This window comes from Curtobacterium sp. 314Chir4.1, assembly GCF_900215175.1.
Lineage (GTDB): Bacteria > Actinomycetota > Actinomycetes > Actinomycetales > Microbacteriaceae > Curtobacterium > Curtobacterium pusillum_A.
In genome coordinates, this window is record NZ_OCMI01000001.1 from 1,049,685 (window position 1) to 1,073,138 (window position 23,454).

General features: G+C 68.5%; 21 protein-coding genes. 11 read left to right on the plus strand and 10 right to left on the minus strand.

Translation table 11 applies throughout. The annotated features are described in order from the left end of the window. Nucleotides 1–208 precede the first annotated feature (208 nt). The 3 genes from CRP27_RS04825 to CRP27_RS04835 form a co-directional block, all read right to left on the minus strand. A complete protein-coding gene (locus CRP27_RS04825; RefSeq protein WP_141399692.1) occupies nucleotides 209–1,732 on the minus strand; it encodes a hypothetical protein in 1,524 nt (507 codons plus the stop codon). Then, a complete protein-coding gene (locus CRP27_RS04830) occupies nucleotides 1,677–3,485 on the minus strand; it encodes an N-6 DNA methylase (RefSeq protein ID WP_176505463.1) in 1,809 nt (602 codons plus the stop codon). Before CRP27_RS04830 ends, CRP27_RS04825 begins: the two co-directional genes overlap by 56 nt. A 142-nt stretch (nucleotides 3,486–3,627) precedes the next feature. Beyond that, the gene (locus CRP27_RS04835; protein ID WP_097179532.1) at nucleotides 3,628–6,153 is read right to left on the minus strand and encodes a DUF262 domain-containing protein; all 2,526 of its coding nucleotides are present in this window, start codon (nucleotides 6,151–6,153) and stop codon (nucleotides 3,628–3,630) included. A gap of 223 nt (nucleotides 6,154–6,376) precedes the next feature. On the opposite strand from CRP27_RS04835, the gene CRP27_RS04840 reads away from it, so the two are divergent. The 4 genes from CRP27_RS04840 to CRP27_RS04855 all read left to right on the plus strand — a co-directional run bounded on the left by CRP27_RS04840 (nucleotide 6,377) and on the right by CRP27_RS04855 (nucleotide 11,188). After that, entirely contained in the window at nucleotides 6,377–8,488 is a 2,112-nt protein-coding gene (locus CRP27_RS04840; protein WP_097179533.1) for a nuclease-related domain-containing DEAD/DEAH box helicase, read from the plus strand. 140 nt (nucleotides 8,489–8,628) lie between these two features. Continuing rightward, nucleotides 8,629–9,345 (plus strand): ABC transporter ATP-binding protein, encoded by a 717-nt coding sequence (locus CRP27_RS04845; RefSeq protein ID WP_097179534.1) that lies wholly within the window; start codon nucleotides 8,629–8,631, stop codon nucleotides 9,343–9,345. Then, complete coding sequence (locus CRP27_RS04850; RefSeq protein ID WP_097179535.1) at nucleotides 9,342–10,664, plus strand: hypothetical protein; 1,323 nt, start codon at nucleotides 9,342–9,344, stop codon at nucleotides 10,662–10,664. The genes CRP27_RS04845 and CRP27_RS04850 overlap by 4 nt, the downstream gene beginning before the upstream one ends. A 47-nt stretch (nucleotides 10,665–10,711) precedes the next feature. Further along, a complete protein-coding gene (locus CRP27_RS04855; protein ID WP_097179536.1) occupies nucleotides 10,712–11,188 on the plus strand; it encodes a hypothetical protein in 477 nt (158 codons plus the stop codon). Between the two features lie 75 nt (nucleotides 11,189–11,263). On the opposite strand, the gene CRP27_RS04860 is transcribed toward CRP27_RS04855, so the two are convergent. Beyond that, the gene (locus CRP27_RS04860; RefSeq protein ID WP_097179537.1) at nucleotides 11,264–12,208 is read right to left on the minus strand and encodes an AraC family transcriptional regulator; all 945 of its coding nucleotides are present in this window, start codon (nucleotides 12,206–12,208) and stop codon (nucleotides 11,264–11,266) included. A 110-nt stretch (nucleotides 12,209–12,318) separates the two neighbouring features. Between CRP27_RS04860 and CRP27_RS04865 the strand changes: the two genes are divergently transcribed. Further along, complete coding sequence (locus tag CRP27_RS04865) at nucleotides 12,319–13,089, plus strand: SDR family NAD(P)-dependent oxidoreductase (protein ID WP_097179538.1); 771 nt, start codon at nucleotides 12,319–12,321, stop codon at nucleotides 13,087–13,089. A 40-nt stretch (nucleotides 13,090–13,129) separates the two neighbouring features. Next, nucleotides 13,130–13,699 (plus strand): hypothetical protein, encoded by a 570-nt coding sequence (locus tag CRP27_RS04870; RefSeq protein WP_097179539.1) that lies wholly within the window; start codon nucleotides 13,130–13,132, stop codon nucleotides 13,697–13,699. Between the two features lie 50 nt (nucleotides 13,700–13,749). Here the strand turns inward: CRP27_RS04870 and CRP27_RS04875 are convergent, their stop codons facing one another. Further along, entirely contained in the window at nucleotides 13,750–14,904 is a 1,155-nt protein-coding gene (locus tag CRP27_RS04875) for a hypothetical protein (protein WP_097179540.1), read from the minus strand. Beyond that, on the minus strand, nucleotides 14,901–15,104 hold the full coding sequence (locus tag CRP27_RS04880; RefSeq protein ID WP_079238727.1) for a hypothetical protein: 204 nt from the start codon (nucleotides 15,102–15,104) through the stop codon (nucleotides 14,901–14,903). Before CRP27_RS04880 ends, CRP27_RS04875 begins: the two co-directional genes overlap by 4 nt. Nucleotides 15,105–15,290: 186 nt before the next feature. Here CRP27_RS04880 and CRP27_RS04885 point away from each other — a divergent pair, with 186 nt between their 5' ends. From CRP27_RS04885 to CRP27_RS04905, 5 genes are read left to right on the plus strand one after another with little or no spacing between them, the layout of a single operon-like run. Beyond that, nucleotides 15,291–15,623: a DUF6507 family protein gene (locus tag CRP27_RS04885; protein WP_097179541.1), complete on the plus strand. Its 333-nt coding sequence runs from the start codon at nucleotides 15,291–15,293 to the stop codon at nucleotides 15,621–15,623. Continuing rightward, entirely contained in the window at nucleotides 15,620–16,795 is a 1,176-nt protein-coding gene (locus CRP27_RS04890) for a hypothetical protein (protein ID WP_097179542.1), read from the plus strand. Before CRP27_RS04885 ends, CRP27_RS04890 begins: the two co-directional genes overlap by 4 nt. Further along, complete coding sequence (locus CRP27_RS04895; protein ID WP_097179543.1) at nucleotides 16,792–17,277, plus strand: hypothetical protein; 486 nt, start codon at nucleotides 16,792–16,794, stop codon at nucleotides 17,275–17,277. The genes CRP27_RS04890 and CRP27_RS04895 overlap by 4 nt, the downstream gene beginning before the upstream one ends. Next, on the plus strand, nucleotides 17,274–18,038 hold the full coding sequence (locus tag CRP27_RS04900) for a hypothetical protein (RefSeq protein ID WP_097179544.1): 765 nt from the start codon (nucleotides 17,274–17,276) through the stop codon (nucleotides 18,036–18,038). The genes CRP27_RS04895 and CRP27_RS04900 overlap by 4 nt, the downstream gene beginning before the upstream one ends. Then, nucleotides 18,035–18,319: a hypothetical protein gene (locus tag CRP27_RS04905; RefSeq protein ID WP_097179545.1), complete on the plus strand. Its 285-nt coding sequence runs from the start codon at nucleotides 18,035–18,037 to the stop codon at nucleotides 18,317–18,319. The genes CRP27_RS04900 and CRP27_RS04905 overlap by 4 nt, the downstream gene beginning before the upstream one ends. Before the next feature lie 186 nt (nucleotides 18,320–18,505). Here the strand turns inward: CRP27_RS04905 and CRP27_RS04910 are convergent, their stop codons facing one another. From CRP27_RS04910 to CRP27_RS18140, 4 genes are read right to left on the minus strand one after another with little or no spacing between them, the layout of a single operon-like run. Next, a complete protein-coding gene (locus CRP27_RS04910) occupies nucleotides 18,506–20,668 on the minus strand; it encodes a glycoside hydrolase family 36 protein (protein ID WP_097179546.1) in 2,163 nt (720 codons plus the stop codon). Next, complete coding sequence (locus CRP27_RS04915; RefSeq protein WP_097179547.1) at nucleotides 20,629–21,522, minus strand: ABC transporter ATP-binding protein; 894 nt, start codon at nucleotides 21,520–21,522, stop codon at nucleotides 20,629–20,631. The genes CRP27_RS04910 and CRP27_RS04915 overlap by 40 nt, the downstream gene beginning before the upstream one ends. Then, on the minus strand, nucleotides 21,519–22,373 hold the full coding sequence (locus CRP27_RS18135; RefSeq protein WP_176505464.1) for an ABC transporter ATP-binding protein: 855 nt from the start codon (nucleotides 22,371–22,373) through the stop codon (nucleotides 21,519–21,521). The genes CRP27_RS04915 and CRP27_RS18135 overlap by 4 nt, the downstream gene beginning before the upstream one ends. Next, complete coding sequence (locus tag CRP27_RS18140; protein ID WP_176505465.1) at nucleotides 22,370–23,443, minus strand: ABC transporter permease; 1,074 nt, start codon at nucleotides 23,441–23,443, stop codon at nucleotides 22,370–22,372. Before CRP27_RS18140 ends, CRP27_RS18135 begins: the two co-directional genes overlap by 4 nt. Nucleotides 23,444–23,454 lie beyond the last annotated feature (11 nt).

Consider the following 23,454-nt stretch of genomic DNA (forward strand, 5'->3'; position numbering starts at 1 on the left):
GCCTCGCACTCAGAGGCTCGCGCAACCACGCCGTCGACAACACCGCCACCGCACATCGAATGAGCAGAAAACGTCGGGTCGACCGCGGCGAATCGACCTTCTCTGCTTACGGAACGTACAAGCGCCTGCTTCGCCCGACATAGCGCGCCAGACGCCACATTTCCACTAAGCACCCTTGCTTCACCAAGCGCAGCACCTGCGGAACCGTCTAGATCCAGAGCTCGTTTGAGAGTTGCCTGATCATGTCCCGAGCCTTGACGCGTCGGAGCACCGTTTCCATGGCCAAGGCACCCAGCTCGGCACGAAGGTCCTCATCCTTCGGAACCGGCAGCTTCACCGATAGATAACGCTGCCCGAGAGTGTCAATCACGTCTCGAGTGAACTGGCGGGCCCGCATCTGCCGCTTCACCACATGCGAGTTTAGGAGTGCGAGGAGAAGGAACGGCGACCCGAACGCTTCCGTGGCCCGAAGTCGCACCACGCCCCCACTGTACAGACCAGGCTTATCAAAATCCGTGACGATACACGACGACCCCACTAGGTAGGTCCCATCACGCACCAACAACACATCTCCTGCAACGTACTGACGGTCTGCGAAGGAGTCGTAGACAGCTTCCGAAACTCCTTGTTTGGCCTCACCCGCAAGCTCCCAATTCGAAAAGTCACTGGTGCGAATGAAGGGCACCTCGCCCGAACCATAAGCCAGCTTTCCTGGCTCACACCCACTCCTCACTGTCAACTCGTCACTCTCAATAAGATCACCCAAGGTCCGGAGATCACATGTATCCGCTAGGGACTCCAGCTCCTGGTTGAGATCCTCATCGTAAAACTTCGGCAGCAGAACACCGTCCTCGACGGATGTCGATGAACGCCACGTGGCAGTGGTGTCTCCAAACTCAGACGTGATCGTTCGCCCAGAAAGAGCCTCCACTTGCTCCGACGGCGAGAGTGCAATGTAATCGTGCAGAACCTTCGCCGAACCTGCCGACAGAGCGCGCTCAATGAGGTCGGGGAAGTGTTGGATGAGGACTCGGTGCGAGCTGCGAGTATTGAGCAGCTCTGCGGTCGACCGTGTGAGCTTTGTCCTCCAAGCGCCCTCTCGCGGTACAGGCAACTGAATGTCGAAAAAACGTCGACCGATCGTGTCGATGATGTCAGCTGTGAACTGAAACGCCCTGATCTGCCTCTGTACCATCGGAGAATTCAGCAGCAGGAACAGCAACTCTGAACTCAACCGAGAAGACGGAGATACCCGAATTTTCATCACGTGAGATTGGTAGAGCATCTTCGAATCGGCATCCGTGACAAAGCACGATCGACCGATCAGATATGTTCCATCTCTAACGAAGAGGATGTCCCCCGAGCGCACGTCCTGTTTTGCCGCGAAGTCGTCGTAAATGCGCTGGGACACGCCCTGCTTCGGAATAGTTTTCAGTTCGAAATTCGCGATATCACTCGTCCGAACGAATGGGATGTCACCAGTACCGTAGGAGGCCTTGCCAATTTCGTGACCAGTGCTCACCTCAATCTCTCCCAGGTCGACGAGGGTAGCAATTTTTAGCAGCTCAAATTGAGCAAAGCCCTCATCAAGCTCGCCCTGCGTCACGGCATGGTAAAACTTCGGGATATAGACATCCTCTCTGATCAATGAGGACGCCACCCACCCTGCCTGGAATTCACTTCTCAACTGGCGCCCCCGCGAGGTAAAGAGGGGCGATCGCTGGGATGTCATCCAAGAGCTCCTGGACGCCGTCTTCATTCAGGCGGTAAGTAGGGTTCCCTCGACTGTCGTGGCCGCACCACTTGACGTCCGCCATAAAGATATCGTGGGGCTTTGGGTCGGATGTCTTGCGCAGAATGACGACGCAAGTTTTCGCGTGCGTGAATGGTTGGAAAAGATCTTCGGGCAGAGAAACGATCGCCTGGATTTCCGCGCGGCGGGTCATCCAGTCGACGACGTACTTGTACTTTGGCATGCCGAACGTGCTCTCGAGCAGCACAATCCCCATCCTGCCGCCGTCTTTCAGAAGGTCGAGCGCACGCTCGATGAAGAGTAGCTGCGGGGTCTGCTTCTCCAGCGCTTTGCCACGCTCGTATTCATCCTCGACCAGCTTCCACGAGTGGCCAAGATCGAATTGACCCAGAAGCTCCTCGCTATCGATGGCGAGCTTCTTCCCATACGGAGGATTCGTGATTACCACATCGAACGTTCCGAGCTGCACGGATTCACGAGCCTTTGGGGACCATTGGCGAGGCTGTTCGAGGGAGTTTTCGCAGAAAACTCCACCGCGTCCATCGCCCAGGATGGCCATATATGCTTTCGCTACCTTCGAAAGGAAGTAGTCTTTGTCGATGCCACGTACGCCTTCGATTGCAACTTTCTGCTTTTCTGCCTCGATTTCATGTTCTGGCCAGCCAAGCGCCGCGCCTTCGGCCTCGACCCGAGCCCAGAGGTGTCGGAGTGACGAGATCAGGAAACCACCGGAACCACACGCAGGATCAATGATTTTTTCGCCGGGCTGCGGGTCGATCATGTCGATGACCATCTGTACGACATTCCGGGGCGTGAAGAATTGCCCTTGTGGCCCCTTCAAGGATGGCCCAATGAAAGTCTCGAACGCCTCTCCAACTGCATCGCGCTCCGCAGCCGTTAGCGAGTACTGATGCAGTTGTCCAACGATGTAGGTAACGGAACGCGGATCGAGTTGGATCACGTCACCAGCATCGATTACATCCGCATACCGCTTCTTGACTTGTTCAAACAGGCCGACAATACGTCCGACCACAACCGCGTCGGATTCGCCAACGCCGGCTCGGAAGGTCACTTCGTCGTCGGGCTTGGTGAATCGCTCGTCGTAAATCTTGCAGAAAATGAGGTTGATGATCTGCTGCGCGAAAACCTCATCTCGAGTAATCCCGACAGCATTTCCGGCCAAATAGTTTCGAATCGATCGAAAAACACTCTTGAGATTAGTAGGAACGCGAAGGTCGGATCGTTTGAATCGTCCGACATCATCTACCCGTTGGCCATACCGCGGTAGGCTTGGAATGTCTTCAAATACTACTTTTCCAGCCTGCTCCCGTTTGCGGAGAAAAACTGGGGAATCCGATCCATTGAACCAGACTCCCAGTTCTGCTCGAGAAAACCTCAGGTAGTCTTCAAGCTGTCCTCGACCGTCGCGTTGATTTTTTTTCTTACACTCGACAATGATGTACGCGGCCGCGTCTTCTTTTTTCTCGTTGGCAAAAACAGCTATGTCTACGGGGAATTCCCGTCGCGTGTCGCTCGGCCGAGCCTTGACCCGGTACTGCGGCCTAGTTTGAATATGCTCGCGCGGGTATCCATAGTCTTTGACCAGGATTTCTGAAAAGACCTGGGTCGCTTCCCGTTCTTCAGGACCGTCCTTGACTTCGATGCCCGAGATGTAGTCCCGGATGTACCCCGGACGTGCGCCAAGCTCGGGCGCGTCTTCAACGCGTGACACTGAATGCCTCTCTGGTGTTAACCGACCGTCGTACTCAGAGTGCTCGGCCGTCGCCGTCGCTCCCTCGGCCTCCGCGGCCACGAGCGACGATTTAGCTGGTGGGTTCCCTGGGACCGTACCCGAAGGGTCAGACGTTCACACCTCAGGGGGTGGGGGTGTCGGCAAGACCGGGCTGTCGGTCGCCGGCGGGATGCGCGAGCTGATCGACGAACCACTCGAGGGCGCCCATCACTAGCTCGCGGCCGGCATCGGAGCCGAGTGCTTCGAGGGGGAACGACGGACGCTTGTCGATGCGGCTCGCCGCGAGGTCAACGCCCTGAGCAGCGTTAAGGCGAGCACGAAACTCCTCACGCAGCGCGAGGTCATCGAAGGGCGGTCGAACACGGAGGTGCTGAAAAACCACCTCGACACTGCCGGAAATCGGGTAGATCGCGAACGGCCAGTGCGAAGGACCGGTCGCGGTCCGTCGGGGAGCCGTCATGAAGGCACTGCTCTCTCGGTTCGATCCGAACTCGACAGTACCTCCGAGCTCGCTCCAGGCTTCGAATAGCGCACGCACAGCGCGCACCGTCTCCGGCGGATTTGCGCCTGAGAGCTGCCCGAAAAACGCCCCGTCTCCGCCGTTCGCCGTGTCGCTCACCAGACCGATCGCCTCGGCGAGTGCTGCCGTCGAGAGCCGGGCTTGTTCGTCGGCGGAGCCGTTTGCCGAGAAGGTTAGACCCTCCGATTCCAGCACCGACCGAGGTTCGCGATCGTCGGCGGGGTCCAACCACCGGAACCCGGGTGACACCGTTCCGGTGCCCTGCAGGACTCGGTGCGCCCCGGCGACGGGCGTACTGCTGAGATGGTTTCCAAGCGGGACCGGGTGCGTTCCGATGAGCGCGGCCACGTCGCCGTAGGAGGACCAGTGGCCGGCAGGGATGGCCATGATGGCTTGGTGAACGAGCGACCAATCGCGACCGGTCGCTTCGGGCGAGACACGTTCGTCCGGACCAGACCACTGCTCGATGATCCGGTCAGCGAACCATTCGCCACGCTCAAGGATCTGCTCGCGGCCCCAGACCGCTGCCTCGAGCACGCGTTGGTTGAGCGCGCTGTAACTGCTGTTCCGGTAGTCCTCCTGCTTCGAGACGAACGACCGGTTGCTCAGCTCGGAGTTGTAGCCGGTGAGCGTGAGGTTCCCGAGCTGGTGGACGAGATGCTCGTGGACCTCCTCAACTGTTTCATCGTCCCCGAGGTCTACCTCAAGTGCTGCTCGCCATTCTGGCGTCAGGGTCTGAGGAAGGATGTGCTCGATCGTCGACTTCTCGACGTCGACCGGTTCCTTCGGGTTGCGTTCCTCCTGCACCCACTTGAGGATGAGCTTCTGCTGCGTGCGGAGGCCACGGAGGTAGAACGGCTGGGTCCGGACGGCGTCACGAATCTGGTCGTCGGTTGCGAAGTACTTCCGGCCCGTCGAGAAGTAGTCCAGGAGCACACGGTCGACCGGGCGGTCGTCAATGACTCCACAAGCCTGCAGGATCGTGCGGTTCAAGCCTTGTCCGGGTCGTCCGCCGATCGTCCGCCGCACGATGTACGACTCGATCGCGGCGAGCGCACCCGTGACTTCTGCCGCGCTGCTCGTGCCGACTGCGCGGCGAGCGAGCAGGCGGAGCGTGAGCGGCACAGTGGTCGTCGATCCCCATTCCGCGAGGTGCTGCAGGTGCTTCCGGAGGGCCGGTTGGGGCTCGAGCGAAGGGTCGCGAACGACGGCGAGCTGCTCGGAGAGCCGGCTGAAGCGCTCGATCTCCGCGAGAATCTGTTCGTCGTCCATCTTCGCCAGTCGCGCCTGCTGGTAGCTGTAGATGTCGCCCTGCTTCAGCAGCGGTTCGTCAGCCACAGCGTCGAGCCAGAAGATGAGTTCGAGGTCGTCCCCGGTCAGGCGACGTTGCATCGGCAGCCACCAAGACGAGTACACCGATTCGCCCCGGGAACCGAGACGCATGAACAGGTAGTTCCGGACGAGGTCTCCCTGCGTCAGCCGCAGGCCCGTGTTGTTCAGCGACTCGAAGATCCGGTAGACGTTGTCTTCGTCACGAGCGGTGATCGACACGAAGGTCAGGCCGCCGAGCACGGCCTCTCGGATCCGCTCGATGTCAAGCGGATCGTCCGGGTCGTCTGCGAGCTCGAGTGCTCGGCGGAAGAACGAGTAGGCCTGCCCGACGCCGGAATCCGAATCAGCACCGACAGCACCGTCCACGACAGCACGGAAGTCGTCGCGGTCTGCCTGGGTCGGCAAGAGCTTCAATCGTGCGTCGCCCGGCTTGAACCGATCGGCCACGTACTGTTCGTGGATGCTCTCCGCGAGCATCGGCTGATCCTTCTGGTGGATTCGGAGGTAGTCGCGAATTGCGCACAGCAGGATCGACAGCGTTGTCAACCGCTGCTGACCGTCCACGACCAGGAACTCCATTCCGGTCGGGACGATGGCTCCGGTCGAGAGCACGAGAGATCCCATGAAGTGCGTTGCACCCGGGTTGGTCCGGCGTGTCTCGGCGAGTTCGAGGATGTCGCCCCAGAGGCGACCACGTTGGCGTCCTTGCCACGCGTACGGCCGCTGGTACAGCGGCACCAGGTACTGTTTCGGCCCCCCGAGCAGCTCCTGCAGCGTCGTTTCACGCACGTCCATGTGTATCCCCTCAGTCGTCTGAATCCTAGAGACAGAAGCCAGATTGATTCCACGCCCCACGTGAGGGACATGTGGAACCGCACAAACGATGCGGAAGTCCGCCCACGGCCCCACAACGGGTACTCCCGCCCCACGTCCCCACCCACGAGGATGGTTCAACACCACTCATCCCGGGGACGACGAGCGGCACCGAGGACCAGGGACGCCCCGAGGGGACAACACCATGACGATCGCCGGGGAATCGGCAGGCGTCGAAGCACGCCGCCAACGCAGCCACGCACAGGAACTCCGCCGTCAAGCACACGACACCGAGCAACGCGCCGCCCGCTTCGAGGTCGCCGAACGCACCGAGAGCGAGACCGCCCAGCTCCTCGCCCCACTCGCCGGCATCGGCTACCACCTCCTCGCCGACCGCCGCTGGCCCGGCAGCCGCACCGCCCAGGTCGACATGGTCGTCGTCGGTCCGGCGGGCGTCTTCATCGTCGACACGAAGGCCTGGCGCGAGGTCGCGGTCCACGGCGACCGGATCACCCGCGGCCAGGAGGACGTCACCGACGACATCGCCCGCCTCGCCGACCTGGCGTACAGCACCGAGGCCGCCCTCGCAGACATCGGTCTCGCACCGGGCGAGGTCCACGCCGTCGCAGCACTCGCCGGCCAGAAGCGAATGCACGCCCGCGTCGCCTCCGTCGACGTCATCGGCACGCACGACCTCGTCGGCCACATCACCAAGCGCGGCGCACGGCTCTCGGCATCACGTGTCGACGAGGTCCTCGCCGCGATGTTGACTCACTTCCCCGTGATCGGCGACGAGGCAACGGCACCGCCGCAGATCATCGTCCCTGCAGCGGTCCTCCCCCGCGAGCCCACACCGACGCGTTCGCCGACGATCGCCGCACTGGACGACGAGCTCACGGACCAACTCCTCGACGGCGTCCTCGAGGCACCGATCGAGGACTGGATGGCCTTCCTCGACCCTGCCCAAGCAAAGCTCGTCCGCCGCAGCTTCAACGGCCCGGCCCGCGTCCGCGGCGCCGCCGGCACCGGCAAGACCGTCGTCGGCCTGCACCGCGCCGCCTACCTCGCACGCTCGACCGGCGGCCGCGTGCTCTTCACCACGTACATCAGCACCCTCCCGAAGGTCCTCGAGTCGCTCCTCGAGCGCCTCGCGCTCGACATGGTCGGCCGCATCGACTTCATGGGCGTCCACGCGTTCGCCACGCGCCTGCTCAAGGAACGCGGGATCGCGTTCCGCACACCCGGACGGGAGGCGCGACTCGCGTTCGACGACGCCTGGAACGCGATCCGCGCCTCCAGTCCATTGCGGTCGTCGCGTTTCTCGCGCTCCTACTGGGAGGACGAGATCAAGCACGTCATCAAGGGGCGCGGCCTGACGCGCTTCGACCAGTACGCGGACCTGGCGCGTGTCGGGCGCAAGCACGCGCTGCCGGTGGAGACGCGGCAGGCCGTGTGGGACCTCTACGAGGCGTACTCACGCGGGCTGCGCGAGCGGCGCGCGCACGACTGGGAGGACATCGTCCTGCTCGCCCGCGACGCGGTCGCGGCGGTGCCACTTGAGCGGTACGACGCGGTGATCGTCGACGAGGCGCAGGACCTGTCGTGCGCGATGGTCTCGCTCATGCACCACCTCGTCGGGGATCGTGCGGACGGACTGACGCTCATCGGGGACGGCCAGCAGACGATCTACCCGGGCGGGTACACGCTCGGTGAGGTCGGCATCAGCCTGTCCGGGCGCGGCGTCGTGCTCGAGGTGAACCACCGCAACACCGCCGAGATCCTCGAGTTCGCGAAAGAAATGGTGGCGGACGACCAGTTCGTCGACATCGAGGGCGTCGACGGCGTCGGTGACACGGTGTCGGCGGTGTCCCGCTCCGGTCCGCGTCCGGCGTTCCATCGGTTCGCGAGCCGCGCCGACCACGACCGAGTGATGCTCGAACGGTTGGCCGAGGTGCTTCGGCTGATCGGGACCGGGCACGGAGACGTGGGCATCCTCACGGCGACGAATCGGCAGGCGGACGACGTCCAGGGTGTCCTGCGCGACGCTGGTGTCCCGGTGATCATGCTCGATGAGTACTCGGGCAAGACGTCCGACGCGGTGCGGGTCGGCACCGTCAAGCGGGCGAAGGGTCTGGAGTTCAAGCAGGTGCTGCTCGCGCACGTCGACCGCAGGATGGTCGACGCCGCTCCTGCCGAGTCCTCGGAGTCGGATCGGGAGCGACGGGAGCGCGGGCGGCGGGAGCTCTACGTCGGCATGACCCGGGCGCGGGACGGGCTGTGGGTCGGAGTCCGCAGCGGAGTGGCGCGGACCCGCTGATCCCCGTTTCAACACGTCGAAGGTCGGCTGATGGAGCATGCGACGTTTGACATGTCAGAGGTCTGACTGCCATTCTCGGGCCGTGCAGCGACGCTTCGAACGACATCCGACCGTCCCTCGCTCCTCCGCCGCCGCTCGCGATGACCGCCCTCACCGCACGCGGTCTCACGTCCCGGGCCGCGACTCGCGACGGTCGGCCCGTCGTCGTCGACGCCGACGCCGACATCGAGGCCCTGCCAGGCTCCCTCACCGCGATCGTCGGCCCGTCCGGCGCCGGCAAGTCCACGTTGCTCGACATCCTCACCGCTGTCGAGGTCCCGGCTGCGGGCACGGTCTGGTTCGGCGATGCGATCGTCAACCCGGCGCCGCAGCGGGTCCGCGCTCGACTGCGCGCACGGTCGTTGGCGACTGCCCGTCAGACGGACGACCTCATCGACGCGATGACCGTCGACGAGAACATCGCACTCGGCCAACGTCTCGCGCGCAGGCCGGATGATCGGTCTGTCGACGAGCTGTCGGCGGCGCTCGGGCTCGTCCCGGCGTTGCGTCGCACCCTGGTCGCGGATCTGTCGGGCGGCGAACGACGACGGGTCGCCGTTGCCCGAGCTCTGGCGACGGGCTCACCGGTGGTGTGCTGCGATGAGCCCACCGCCGGGCTGGACGAAGTGGCTGCCACGGCGGTCCGGGATCTCCTCGGTCGAGCCGCTGCCGGCGGTCGCACGGTCATTGTGGTCACCCACGACCCGGCGCTCGCTCGGCGGTCGGATCGCTTGGTCACGGTGGAATACGGGCGGGTCGTGGGTCGTGTCGACGGCCCGGGCCGCGAGCTGATCGACCGCGCCATGGGGCTGCGGTGAACGCCGCGTCCGCCCTTCTCCGGACGGCCCTGGCGGATCCCCGGCCAGCGATCGGACTGTTCATCGGCCACACCACGGCGGCCGTCGTGCTCTCCGCAGTACTGGGAGGGACGGTCACGGCAGTCGCCGGTGCTGGCGTGGCCTTCGACGGCCTCGAGACAATCCTGACCGTCACCGTCGCGGTTGCCGTCGCGGCATCATTTCTGACCTCGAGGGCCTTCGCTACCGCCCTCCAGCCGGAACTCTCGCGCCTGCACGTCCTCGGTGCCCCCGCACGCGCACCGTTGTTCGGAGTCGCGAGCACCGCGGTCGCCGTCGTGTCCGGCGTGCTCGTCGCGGGAGCCACCGCACCACAGCTCGGTCTGCTGTGGAGTCGTCAGTTGGGAACACTCACGCCAGGGCACGGTCGCGCGGAAGACACCGGCGGCGCGCTCTGGCTCGTCTCACTCGGGTTGCTCCTCCCCAGCACGCTCGGGTGGTGGGTCGGCGGTGGTTCGCGTGGTAGTCGTGTCGAGCGGCAGATGGTCATCGCTTCCGCTGTCGCTGCGTTCTTCATCGTCCCGACGATCCTGGCAGTCGTGTTCGCCCCCGCGCTCGTCCTCGGCACCCAGACGACCGGCGACGCCCTCGCGGCCGAGCGGCTCTCGACGCTCGAGACCGCACCCGCGATCACCGTGTTCTCCGCAGCGGCGCTCGGGACGATCGCCGCGGCCATGATCGCCTCACGCACGGTGGTCGGCGGATCGTTGCGAGCGGTCGCGATCTGCGTTCACCGGGGGCCCCTCAGCACCGCCGTGGGCGCACGGCTCGCGGCACGTCGTGCGGCGCGGTTCGGCCCGATCGCGACGGTCGGTGTCGGCGTCACCGGGCTGGTGACGGCGCAGGCGATGACGAGTGCACTGACCCGACCGAGCTCCGCGTCCGCTGCGGCGGATTGGCGGGAGCTCATCCTCACACTCGGCCCTGCGCTCTCGATCGCCACGGGGGTGGCGATCGCGGCATCGCTCGCCCAGGCGCGCGGCACCGGCAACGATCTCAGAGCCCTCACGCTCATCGGTTTCTCGACGCGAGCGCGCACGACGGTCGTCCTCGTCACTGCGCTGCTGCTCGGATCCGTCGGCTCGCTCGTCGGAGCATCGGCAGCCGTGTCGGCGTTCCTCCTCGCGGTGCCCTTCGGTGCGGATCTCTCTTTGGTGGCTGTATCCGAGCTCACGGTGCCGATCGCCGTAGCCGGCTGCTCGACCGCCGTGATCGCGACGATCTTCCTCGTCAGCGAGTGGATGGGCCATCGCCTCGGGCACCGGGCCCGACGACGCTGACCGCTACCGCCCAGCTCCGCACGCGATGATCGGCGCAGGGGGAACACATGCACCGAGAGTTCGACAACCCACCGCGGCGGTGGCCGTGGACCGTCGTGATGCTGGTCGGCGGCATCATCGGCGCGCTCGAGGCCTTCGGCATCATCGGCGTCACCTGGATCTCCGACCCGACCGTCGACCAGCCGATCGTCACGGAGCACGACTGGTGGCCGCCGGACTCGGCACTGCTGGTCCTCGTGGCGTTCTTCGCGATCCCGGCCGGACTCCTGATCGGCGGAGCGGTCGCCGCCGGGGTCCACGCACTCGCGATGGCCCTCGACGACACGCTCGGATTGGTACCCGCCGTCGTCATCGCGGGCCTGCTGACGGCCGCCGTCGGGTTCGCCGCGGGACTGCCCATCGCCACTCTCGTCGAGGCTCCCCCGGTCACGCTGCCCTTCGCCACCACGGCCGCGGGCGCGGCCGGCGCCCTCCTGTCGGGTGCCGCCCTCCGGGCTCCGGAGCGCCGGGGCGCGACCGCCTGACCATCCGTCTTCCGGACTGGAGGCACGGCACCAGCCCGCACCGCGCCTCCAGTCCGGTCCGTCCCGTCTCCAGAGCTAGACGGCCGTCGCCAGCGCGAGTTGCGCCCGTGCCGCGACCGCGTCCGCCGCCGGCGGGCGTCCGTACGCTTCCCGGTAGTCCCGCGAGAAGTGCGAGGCACTGCGGAAGCCGACTGCCGAGGCCGCGCGGGCGGCGGTGTCACCGTGCACGACCATGAGCCGTCGCGCCTCGCCGAGCCGCGTCCGCTTGAGGTACTGGGCGGGCGTCATGCCGGTCGCCTCCTTGAAGCGGGCGAACAGGGTGGACTCGCTGACCCGGAGTTCGCGGGCGAGGCGCTCCATGGACCACGGTTCGGCCATCCGTCCGTTCAGGAGTGCGGTCGCGGCTGCGACGACGGAGGTACCGGAGCCGTCGAGCGCGGCGGTGATGCGCGGTGCCTGCGCGGTCTGGAGCAGGCGGAGGACGACTTCGCGGGCGACGAGGGGGAACAGCACGGGGACGTCCTCGGGGGCGTCGAGCAGGGCGAGCAGGCGGGCGAAGGCGTCGGCGAGCGGCGCGGTCCAGGCGCCGAGCCGTGGGAGCTCGCCGCCGGCCGGAGCGGCGGGCGCGGACATCGTCGACACGACCTCGCCGACGATCGCCGGGTCGAGGCGCCAGACGGCGGAGACGAAGCCGTCGTCCCCGGCGGTGTCCACGACGCCGGCGACGACGGGCAGGTCGACCGGGGTGATGATGAACCGTTCGCGACCCCAGACCTGGTCGTCGTCGCCCACGATCGAGCGCTTCCGGCCGCGGAGGACGACGGACAACGACGGCACGTACCGACGGTCGAACAGCCCGGTCGGCTCGTGGACCCGGGAAACGGTGAGTCCGAGGGCATCCGCTCGGTGCGCGGACCCGGCGCGCGCGGAGGCGGCGTGGTGGTCGGTGCCCAGGACGGCAGCGTGGGCGGACGCGATCGCCGCGGCCCGGTCGAGGTGCTGCGCGGTGAGGTCGTCCACGGCTCCAACCTACCCAGGCGTCGACCGCGGAACCGTGGGGTGCGTGATCCGGCAAGGTCCTCGTGGATCCGGGCAAGGGCGCGGGTGCCGGGCGGGCCGAGCATCGAGTCATGACCGATGCACCCGCTTCCACCACCACCCGTACCGCCCTCGTGACCGGAGCCTCCAGCGGCATCGGCGAGGCCATCGCCCGTGAGCTCGCCGCCGCGGGCGTGTTCGTCGCCGTGCACGGCCGCAACGCCGAGCGCACGAGCGCCGTCGCCGCGTCCATCGAGGAACAGGGCGGCCGCGCCGTGCCGCTGGTCGCCGACCTGTCCGCCGGCCCCGACGAGGTCCGTACGCTCGCCACCGCCGCGATCGAACAGCTTGGGGGTCACGTCGACGTCCTCGTGAACAACGCCGGCGCCTACCCCGGTGGTCCGACGGAGTCACTGTCCGACGACACCGTGGACGCCCTGCTCGCCACGAACATCCGAGCGCCGCACGTCCTGGTCGCCGCCCTCGCCCCGTCGATGGTCGCTAACGGAGGCGGGCACATCGTGAACATCGGCTCGTGGATGGCCCGCGTCGGGGTGCCCTTCATGGCGCTGTACCCGGCGACGAAGGCCGCGGTCGAGCAGCTCACCCGTGCCTGGGCCGCCGAGTACGGGCACCGCGGCATCCGTGTCGTGACCGTGGCACCCGGGGCGACCGCGACGCCGGGCAACGCGGACTCGGCCGACGTCCTCGCCGCGATGACGGAGGGCACACCGGCGGGACGCCCCGTGCAGCCCGAGGACATCGCGCGCGCCGTGCGGTGGGTGGTGTCGGACGAGGCAGCCTTCGTCACCGGCGGCACCATCGACGTCGACGGCGGGATCGCGTCCACACGGATGCGCTGACGTCGTCCACCTGCTCAGGCCGGATCGGCAGGATGGGTGCATGCGCTTCGACGAGGTCCTCGCCCGATCAGACGGCCCTGCGGTCGCCGCGGACATCGCCGAACTCCGGACGCCCGGGCGGTACGTCCTCGAGGGTGTCCACCAGGACGCGGACCATCGGCACTGGCAGTTCCGCCTCGACGTGGACGAGTCCCAGGAGCGGTGGACGCTCGATCGTACCGATGGCCCGACGATGTGGTTCCGAGACGGCGTCCTCCACGACGCGGACGGCGACTCGGAGGACACCTTCGCGCACAGCACGGTCGCGGGTGCCGTGGTCCGCATGGCGCTCCCCGACCAGCTGCTCTGGTGGGGTCGCGGTCCCGAGAGCTTCTCCCCCGTCCTCGTCCAGCACATCGGCGAGCGATCCGTCCTCGTGACGTTCGAGCACCGTGCCGACCCGGCGTTCCGGTCGACGCTCGTCGTCGACGAGCACGACGGCATCGCCCGGCGGCGGTTCGAGCTCGGCGAACTCACCCACGTGTTCAGCGCGCGGCGAGCCGATCCGGACGAGGTCCTGCCGCCGGCGCGGTTCGAGCCGTTGACGGACTGGATCCGCCCGGCGTACTGAACGGTTGACCGTTCCGGTTCACGATCCCCGGGGATCGTGAACCGGAACGGTCACTCGCGAGAAGGCGATCCGGTCCCCGCTGTCAGCGCGTTCACGGCCGCTACCGCATCCCGGACGAGCGAGGCGTTCCGGATCGGCTGCAGCGTCACCTCGTGCTCGCCGCGCTCCCACCGCAGAGCGCCGACACCCGGGACGATGAGTCCGAACAAGCCGGCACCCGACTCGTGACTCCACCCCTTGACGGACCGCCACGTCGGCGCCGCCCACGCCGTGCGGAACCACTCGACGTCGCTCGGGCAGGGCCCGGAGCGGTCCTCGTACTGCGCCGAGGAGATGGTGACCGACTCCCCCGCACCGACGGAGCCGGCCGGGTCGAGGTCGAGCCAGCCGAGCAGGTGGCCCGCGACCGATCCGAGGTCGACGATGCCGAGCGCGTCCGTCCCGTCGCCCCGGGACGCCCGGACCACACAGCGGCGTCCCTGCACCCAGCACACCCACCGCGACGTGGAGCCATCGACAGCCGGATCGGACGCCTCGACCACGAGCATCGCGTCGTGGTCGAGCACCGGACCGAGCACCTCGCTTCCCTTCTCGGTCACGCCACCGAACCGACCGACGAAGCCGAGCTCGCGGGCGGAGACACCGGCGTCCGAGCGACGTGCCGACCCCGGCACCATGCCGCGGTCACGGAACCGCGCGAGGTGGTCCAGCACGTCGGGGTGGGCGGTCCACTGCAGCGACGGGCCGGGCCGATCGACGCCGGCGACACCGGGGATCGCGACCACGGGTCGGTCGACCGCCGGGTGCCACCGGGAGTCCAGGAACCCGTCGACGATCTGCGACGTGGCCGGCCAGTCGTGCACCGAGCACACGAGACTGATGCGGACCTCCACACCCCGGTCGGCCACGAGTCGCTCGTCCCGGAGCACCACGTCGTCGACCGACGGCAGCGCGACGAGCAGCCTGTCCGTGCTCGCCTCGAGGAGGAGCGCGTCGGCTGGCACACGTCGCAGGTCGACGACGAGGGGCTCTCCGGACGCGCGGAACGCGATCGAGACCGCGCCGTCGGCACGATCGAGCACGACACCTGCAGCGACCGATCGAGCCGTCCATCCCTCGGGGACCTCGAGGACGAGCCCACTGACGACCACGAGCGACCCCCACCGCACGTCCGGCCACGGATCCCACGGCACGTGCCGGGTCATCGCCTCACCGTTCCTCGCCGCCGGTACCAGGCCGGGGTCGCCCACCGGGCACCGCCGAACAGCAACCACATCCCGAGCACGCCGCACAGCACGAACGCGACCATGAGCACGAGGGCGAGCACCACGGGTCCGTTGAAGAAGAACGCGGCGACGCCCTCACAGACGAGCGCCGAACCGAGCCAGAACAACCCGAAGGGCATCGCCGGCGTACTTCGTCGAATCCACGACCGCCAGAGCCCTGCGTACGCGAGTCCCCCCGGAACGACGCACACCGCGCCGATCACGATCAGCCAGATCGCTGCCCCCACGTCGAGTCCCCCAAGTTTTGCTTCGGTACAACCCCCATCGTAGGGTCGAGCGGTACGGCATTCGAATCGGGGGACGACATGACGAGCTGGCAGATCGAGCCGGGGCAGGCGCGCGCGATCATCACGCAGGCCGAGACCGACGCAGCGGGCATCGAGACGGCGACGCGGACGCTGGAGTCCGCGATCGGCCAGGCGATCGCGGCGGTCCGCGGCGGGACGCAGAGCGCCGCCGCGTTGGCGGACCTGGCGATCGACCCGATCGGTGTCGACGTGCTCGCGGCGAAGCAGCAGATCAGCACGGCGATCGCGGCCACGCGCTCGGCCATCACGGCCTACGAGCACGGCGACGAGGAGATGGCGACGGACGCCAACCGGCACGTCGCCGACGTGGAGTGGGGCGGCGACGAATGACGGCCATCGGCACCCCCGCGGAACTCCCCGACGCCACAGCGGTGAGCGAGGCCTCGGCGGCGTTCACGGCGATCGCCACCCAGACGACCGAAGCGACCGACGCCGTCGCGACCGGATGGGCGGGCCTGTCCGCTCCCGGTGTCTACCAGGCACCCGAGGCGCACCGGGTGCACGTCGCGATGGACGCCCCGAAGGCAGTCGCGGACATCGTTGCGGGCGACGTGCAGCAGGTCCAGCGGGTGCTCGACGCGTACGCGACCGTCCTGGCCGACCTCGCGACGCGTCGGACGACCCTCCTGTCGGACATCGGTTCGCACGAGACCGCGGTGCGCGACGCGGCGGACGCCCCTGCCGGTTCGGATCCGGACGGCACGACGGCCGATGCGCTCGCGACCGCCGCCACCGACCTCGCCGGACGCGTCCGCACGTTCAACGCCGACGTCGAGGCCGCGGACGCCGACTGCGCCAGCGGACTCCGCTCGCTCGCGAAGTACGCCGGTGTGACGCAGATCCAGAACGTCGTCGATGCCGCTGCCGGCAACGTCTCGGGCACCGCGATCGGTCTCGCCGAAGAAGCCACGAACCGCGTCCGCCGACTCGAGATCGCCGTCGAGACGCGGTCGATCGAGACGATCAAGGTGCAGCCGGTCCTCGAGTGGAAGGGTGCGTCCTTCGCCACCCGTCCGGGCAGCCCCCTGCTGATCCCGGAGCACACGGCGCAGTCGTACATCACGCAGCCCGAACCCGACGTGACGACGAAGAACCGCTTCTCGATGGTCTGGGACGACGGCGCGACGAAGTCGGCCCTGCCGAAGGTCGCGGAGGTCGGCGGGCGTGCCCTCGGTGTCGCCGGGACGGTCCTGACCATCGGTTCGGCGTACGCCGACCAGTACCAGGAGGACTCGCAGACCCACCCGGAGTGGTCCGAGGGTGAGAAGCAGGCGAGCGCGACGGAGAACGCCGTGTTCGTCGGCGGCGGCTCGGCGGCGGGCGCGTGGGGCGGGGCGATCGTCGGCGCGGAGATCGGCGCCACGATCGGCAGTGTGTTCCCCGGCCCAGGTACGGCGATCGGCGGCATCGTGGGCGGCATCGTCGGCGGTATCGTCGGCAGCGGGGTCGGCGAGGAGATCGGCGAAGCAGCCAAGGGACTATGGGACAAGATCACGGGATGACCGGCGCAGACCACGACGAGCACACGACGACCGCTGGGTGGCGCACGCGTGTGACCGCGGCCGGCGCCCTCCACGTCCCGTCGCAGTGGATCGACGACGACCGCACGGGAGCCGTCGCGGTCGTCCGACCAGAGACACCCGTCAACCCGAACGGCACCTTCCGCGAGAACGCGGTGCTCTCGGTCGTCGAGTCGGCCGGGGACATCGTCGCCGACTCGTCGAACGCGATCGCCGAGGCCCGAGCGATGGTGCCGTGGTCGCACGTCGTGTCGGTGACCCCGTGGCCGCAGGGGCCGTTCGACCGCCGGATGCAGTTCCTCTACGAGTACGAAGGGGTGATGGTCGCCGTCACGAAGTTCACCGGCACCACGGGTGGCAAGCGCCTCGACCTGACGTGCAGCGCCGGCCTCGACGCCTACCCGGCACTGGTGACGACGTTCGACTCGATCGCCGCGACCAGCACCCTGGAGCTCCTCTCGTGAACGACCTCCTCGACCCGTTCGCGACCGAGTACGCCGGCCAGCCGCTCGAACGCCTCGACCAGACTCCGGGCAGACCGCTCCCCGAGCCGGCGTACACGCTGCCGTCCGGCGCACTGCAAGCGCTCTTCGACCTGCGCGGCCGGGGCCTCGTCTCCGCCGCGAAGCGCAACACCCCGGCGGCCACCGCACTGCGCGAGGCGGGCCTGCTCGGTCGGTTCGGCGGTGCGAGCGAGACCGCGACGACCATCGCCGGCATCGTCGAGCGCGCAGGCCGCACGCTCGCGGCCGAACGCGTCAACCGCTCCGGGACCACGACGTGGTCGTGCTGGGCCAGCGGCACCGACGCCGTCGTCCGGACGGTGCACGGCGACACCGAGACGATCGACCTCCTGCCGTTCACCTCGGCCGTGGGTCGACTGATCGCCTGGTCGGGCATCGAGCCGTTCTGGCCCGTCGCCGACCCGGGCGACGACGAGTCGCGGGTGATCCCGGACGACGTCGTGGACGCGATGGTCTCCGGCCACCAGGTGGATCCCCCCGCGGGAGCCGGCCCGGTCTTCGCCGCGCGTTGGCAGCAGCCCTGGTCGACGGTCTCGATCGCGGTGCCGGGGTCCGACGACGGGCTCCCCCTCGTGTTCATGGGCGCGGCATCACACCTGCGCCTCCGTGTGGAGGGTGGTTCACGACTGCAGCTGGTGCCGTCGTACTGGGTGTTCGAGGCGCTCCCGCAGTTGCTCGAACGAAGCTGGAGCACGACGTGATCTGGATCATCGGCGCCGTCCTGATGCTCGTCGGCCTGCTCGGCTACACCGGCCTCTGGCGCTCCTGGGCGAAGGGCGGCCTGTCGTACTGGGTCCTCGGCCTGTTCTGGTTCGGCCTCGGCATCGTGCTCGTGAGCGTCGTCCTCGCTCTGCCGGACCGCCCGGGCTGGCTCTTCTGGATCCCCGCGGTCATCGCCCTGCTCGGCGCCGCCTCGACCTGGTACCTGCCGCCGGCGCTCACCCCGCGCTGGTTCCGCGCACTGCGCAGCAGCTGGCGCTGAGGAACGCGGCCCGCGGACGCGGAACGACTTCTCCGACGTCGTACGACGTCGGAGAAGTCGTTCCGCATCGGCCCCACCCGCGCGCCCACGCATCGCACCACCCACCGGACTGGAGGCGCGGCACCTGCCCGCACCGCGCCTCCAGTCCCAGGACGGGCCCCGTCTGCCATCCGACGCCCGCCCTGGTCAGCGCCCCGCGTCCGCCCCCTCCGGCGGGGTGCCCGGCTCGCGCCGGACGCGGAGCACCCGCGCCGTCGGCGTGGTCCCACCGTGGTCGACGTGCAGCACCCCCGCCGCCGCGTCCCACGAGACCTCCCACGCCCCGAGCTCCGTCGGGAACAGCGGCGACACCGTGACCGACTGACCGAGGAACCCAGGCAGCGGCAACGACAGCGCCGACGGAGCCCCCGGCAGGGCCCACACCGACAGGTACAGGTCGCCCGACGCAGCGCGCAGCCCGAGCGCGACCCAGGTGTCCTCCCACCCGGGCAGCCCGAGCGGCCACGCCGGCAGCGCGGTGTCGATGATCTCCAGCACCTGACGGTGCGCGGCGATCGCGGACCCGACGACCGCCCGCTGCGCACCGGACATCTCGTTGAGGTACCCCGACAGGTACATCCGCCCGAGCACCCCGTTCACCAGCGACAGCGTGAAGAGGTCGTCCGACATCGACGGCGCCGGGTACGCCCAGTTCCCCGCCTGCTCCGGCAGCATCGCAGCCGGAGCAGCGGCGGCGATCGACGCGTACAGCACCGGGTCCTGCTGGTCCGAGGTCGACTGCAGGTGCAACCGGGAGAGCATGGCGGCGTCGGCCCGCATCGCCCCCGAGGCACAGTTCTCGATGAGCAGCGCCGGGTACCTGGCCTGCACGTCGTCGAGCCAGTCGAGCAGGGCACGAGAGTGCTCGAGCGACCCGGCCCACGGCCCGGTCATCGTGTTGGAGTCCATCTTGAAGAAGCTGACCCCGAGGGAACCCACGAGCCGGTCCACGACGGCGTCGAGGTGTGCCCGGGCCTCCGGCGAGCGCAGGTCGAGCAGGTGCCGTCCGTGTTCGGCGACCCGCACCCCGCGGTGGTGCACGAACGCGGACGCCGGCAACGACGACGCGAGCGGCGAGTGGATGCCGATGACCTCGGGCTCGAGCCACAGCCCCGCCTGCATGCCCCGCGACCGGATGTGGCCGATGACGGCCTCGAGCCCGGTCGGGAACCGCGACGCCGCCGGCTCCCACGCCCCGACGGTGTCCCACCAGTGCCCCTCGGCGTACCAGCCGGCGTCGATGCAGAACAGGTCGGCCCCGGCGTCGCCGGCCGCGTCGATGAGCGGCAGGAGCTTCTCGGTCGTCGGGTCGCCCATGAGCGTGTTCATGTAGTCGTTGAACACCAGCGGCGTCGAGGCGTCGGCGGGCCGCAGCGACCGCCGTGCCCGACGCTGCGCCGTGAGCACCTCGAACGCCCCACCCACCGACGACGCGATCCCGACGGACACCGGCACCGACACGAACGGCCGGTCGGGCGCGACGACCGTGGTCCACTGGTGCTCCTGGTCGGTCGGTCCGCTCAGCAGCAGGTACGCGTGCCGGCGGGTCTCCCCCAGCTCGTACAGCCACGGCCCGTTGTGCTCGACCTGCCAGACGAGCGAGTACGCAGCGGACGACGCGTCCAGCACGCCGATCGGCAGCGCCTCGCCGGTCGACCACGACCCCCGGTTCTGCACGACGGCACGGCTGCGGGGCGGGTGGTGCTGGGCCTCGCGGTCGATGCGCGCGAGCCCGATCGAGCGCAGCGGATCGGTGCGCCACCGGCTCTCCGCCGCCCAGTCGTTGTCGGCGTGCAGCAGCGACAGCTCGTCGACGGTCACGCCCGAGTCGGTCAGGAACGCCCCGGTCGCGAACGACGACACGAAGTCCACGACGTGCTCGCCGCGCTCCGCGCGCACCTCGGTCCACGTCTGGAACGCCGGCACACCGGCTTCCACCCGGAAGACGGACTCTGCCTGGAGGCCCGTGGCCGCGTCCTCCTGGAGGATCCGGAACCACAGGTCGGTCCCGTCTTCGTGCTCGTGGTGCGACACGGGGCGCAGTCGCGCCCCGATCGTGGAGTCGACGTGCCGGAACCCGCCGGGGAACCGACCGTGCCCGACGGTCGTCAGCTCGACGAGCGGCTGCGGATCGGCGAGTCCGTCGGAGAGCGCGCCGTCGGCGACCGCCCCGTCGGCCGGCACGAAGGACACGAGCGCCGCGGGCCGGTCGTCGCCGACCCGGAAGCGCACCGAGAACCCGGGCGTGGTCCAGTCGACGAACTCCCCGCTCACCGTGCCCCGACCGGAGCCGGCTCGCTCGAGACCCACGCACCGATCCCGTGGTCGTAGCAGGTGGTGTTGTCGATCGTCGACCGGTCGAGCGCCGACCCTGAAGTCACCCGGCGGTCGGTGCGCTCCGGGTCCGGGGCGGCCTCGGCGAGCAGCCGCGTGTAGTCGTGCTGCGGGTTGAGGATGACGTCGTCCGAGGGCCCACGTTCGACGACCCGGCCGCGGTACAGCACCAGGATCTCGTCCGAGAAGTGCCGTGCGGTGGCGAGGTCGTGCGTGATGTACAGCACGGCGAGGTGGTCCTCGCGCTGCAGTCGTCCCATCAGGTTGAGGACGCTGAGGCGGATCGACACGTCGAGCATCGAGACGGGTTCGTCGGCGACGAGCACCTGCGCGCCGGGTGCGAGTGCGCGGGCGATCGCGACGCGCTGCCGCTGCCCGCCGGAGAGCTCGTGGGGCCGGCGCGAGGCGAAGTCCTCGTCGAGGTTGACGCGGCCGAGCAGTTCCCGGACCTTCTGGGCGGTCTCCTCTGCGCCGCGCGCACGGTGGTGGAGCTGCAGCGGCCGGGCGATGTGGTGCTCGATGGAGTGGAACGGGTTGAGCGACGCGAACGGGTCCTGGAACACCATCTGCACGTGCCGCCGGTACATGCTGCCGACGACGGGGGTGCCGTCCTCCAACCGGACGTCGATCGAGCCGCGCGTGGTGCTCTCGAGCTTCGCGAGCATCCGGGCGATCGTGGACTTGCCCGATCCGGACTCCCCCACGAGCGCGACGGTGCGTCCGGGCAGGAGCTCGAACGACACGTCGTCGACGGCGCGCAGGGTGGTGCGGCGGAGGCCCTTCCGGGTGTGGAAGTCCTTGCCGAGGTGGCTGACGGTCACACTGGTCACGACGCGACCTCCTCATCGATGCCGGAACGGATGAACCCGCCGCGGGCCCCGGACAGGCTCGGGAACGACTGCAGCAGCCGGCGGGTGTAGGGGTGCTGCGGGTCGTGCTGGATCGCGTCGGCGGTGGCGCACTCGACGACCTCGCCGCGGAGCATGATCGCGATCCGGTCGCTGATCTCGAGCAGCAGGGGCAGGTCGTGCGTGATGAACACGACCGCGAAGCCGAGCTCGTCGCGCAGCCGGACGATCTCGCGCAGGATCTCCCGCTGCACGACGACGTCGAGCGCCGTGGTCGGTTCGTCCATGATCATGACCTGCGGTTCGAGCAGCATCGCCATCGCGATCATCACGCGCTGCCGCATGCCGCCGGACAACTCGTGCGGGTAGGCCGTGATGCGCGCCGGGTCGACCCCGACCCGGCGGAGGGCGTCCTCGGCGATCGCCCGACGCTCCTTGCGTCCCATGCCGCGGCGGTGCTCGACGAGGGCGTCGTCGAGCTGTGCCCGGATGGTGGTGACGGGGTTGAGGGCGTTCATCGCCCCTTGGAACACCATCGACAGCTTCGACCAGCGGACGGCGCGGAGCTGCTCGTCGCCGAGGCCGAGCAGGTCGACGTCGCTGCCGTCCCGGTCGTGGAAGGTGATGCTGCCGGACGCGACCTTCGCCGGCGGCTTGTGCAGCCGGGTGATGGCGTAGGCGAGGGTGGTCTTGCCGCAGCCGGACTCCCCCGCGAGCCCGAGGATCTCGCCGGGGGCGAGCGTCAGCGAGACGTCCTTGACGGCGTGCACCGGGGTCTCGGTCTCGTAGACGACGTCGAGGTGGTCGATGGTGAGGACGGCGTCCCGGGTCATCGGGTGACCCCCTTCCGGTCGGTGGCGGTCTCGGGAAGGCGAGTCGTGCCTCCAGGGCCGGACGAACCGCCGGGACGGCGGGCCGCACGACGGGCGCGACGCTCGCGCCGGCGCTGCGCCCGCACGTTCGCGAGCCGCGGGTTGATGACCTCGTCGATGGAGAAGTTGACGAGGGAGAGCCCCATGCCGAGCAGCGCGATGAGGAGCCCCGGCGGGACGAACCACCACCAGGCGCCCTGGGCGAGCGCGAAGCCGTTCTGCGCGTAGAAGAGCATCGTGCCGAGGGTGGACGAGTTCGAGGCGCCGAGCCCGAGGAAGGACAGGCCGGCCTCGCCGAGGATCGCGGCGATCACGGCGAACACGAACTGCGACGCGAGCACCGGCAGCAGGTTCGGCAGGATCTCCACCGCGATGACCCGCCAGGGCCGCTCGCCGGCGACCCGTGCGGCGGAGACGTAGTCGCGGTTGCGGATCGACATCGTCTGCGCACGGAGGACGCGGGCGGACCCTGCCCACGACGTGATCGCGAGGACGATGGCGATGGTCCAGAGCCCGCGTGCCTCCTGCGGGACGAGGCCGGAGATGACGATGACGAGCGGCAGGCCCGGGATCACCAGGAAGACGTTCGAGAAGAGCGAGAACGCCTCGTCCATGATCCCGCCGAGGTACGCGCCGAGGATGCCGAAGAACGCGGAGAGCACCGTGGCGAGGACGCCGACGATCAGGCCGATCTGCAGGCTGCCGCGGGTGGCGTAGGCGAGCTGTGCGAGGACGTCCTGCCCGGTCTGCGTCGTGCCGAGCAGGTTGTCGGCGCTCGGCGGTTGCATGCCCGAGTCGCGGATGGTCGTCGGGTCGCCGACCAGGAACGGACCGAGCAGCCCGAACAGCGTGACGCCGACGATGAGCACGATGCCCGTGACGAGCCACGGGGTGAGCGTGGGGAGGAACCGGCGGATGCCGCCCTTGGGCCTCGGCGCACGGGCGGTCGCGATGCCCCGGGTCGTGCCGGCGTCCGCCTCCTCGGCGAGCGCACCGATGGTGGGTTCGGTCTCCTGTTGGATGTTGGTCATGGTCGTGTCCT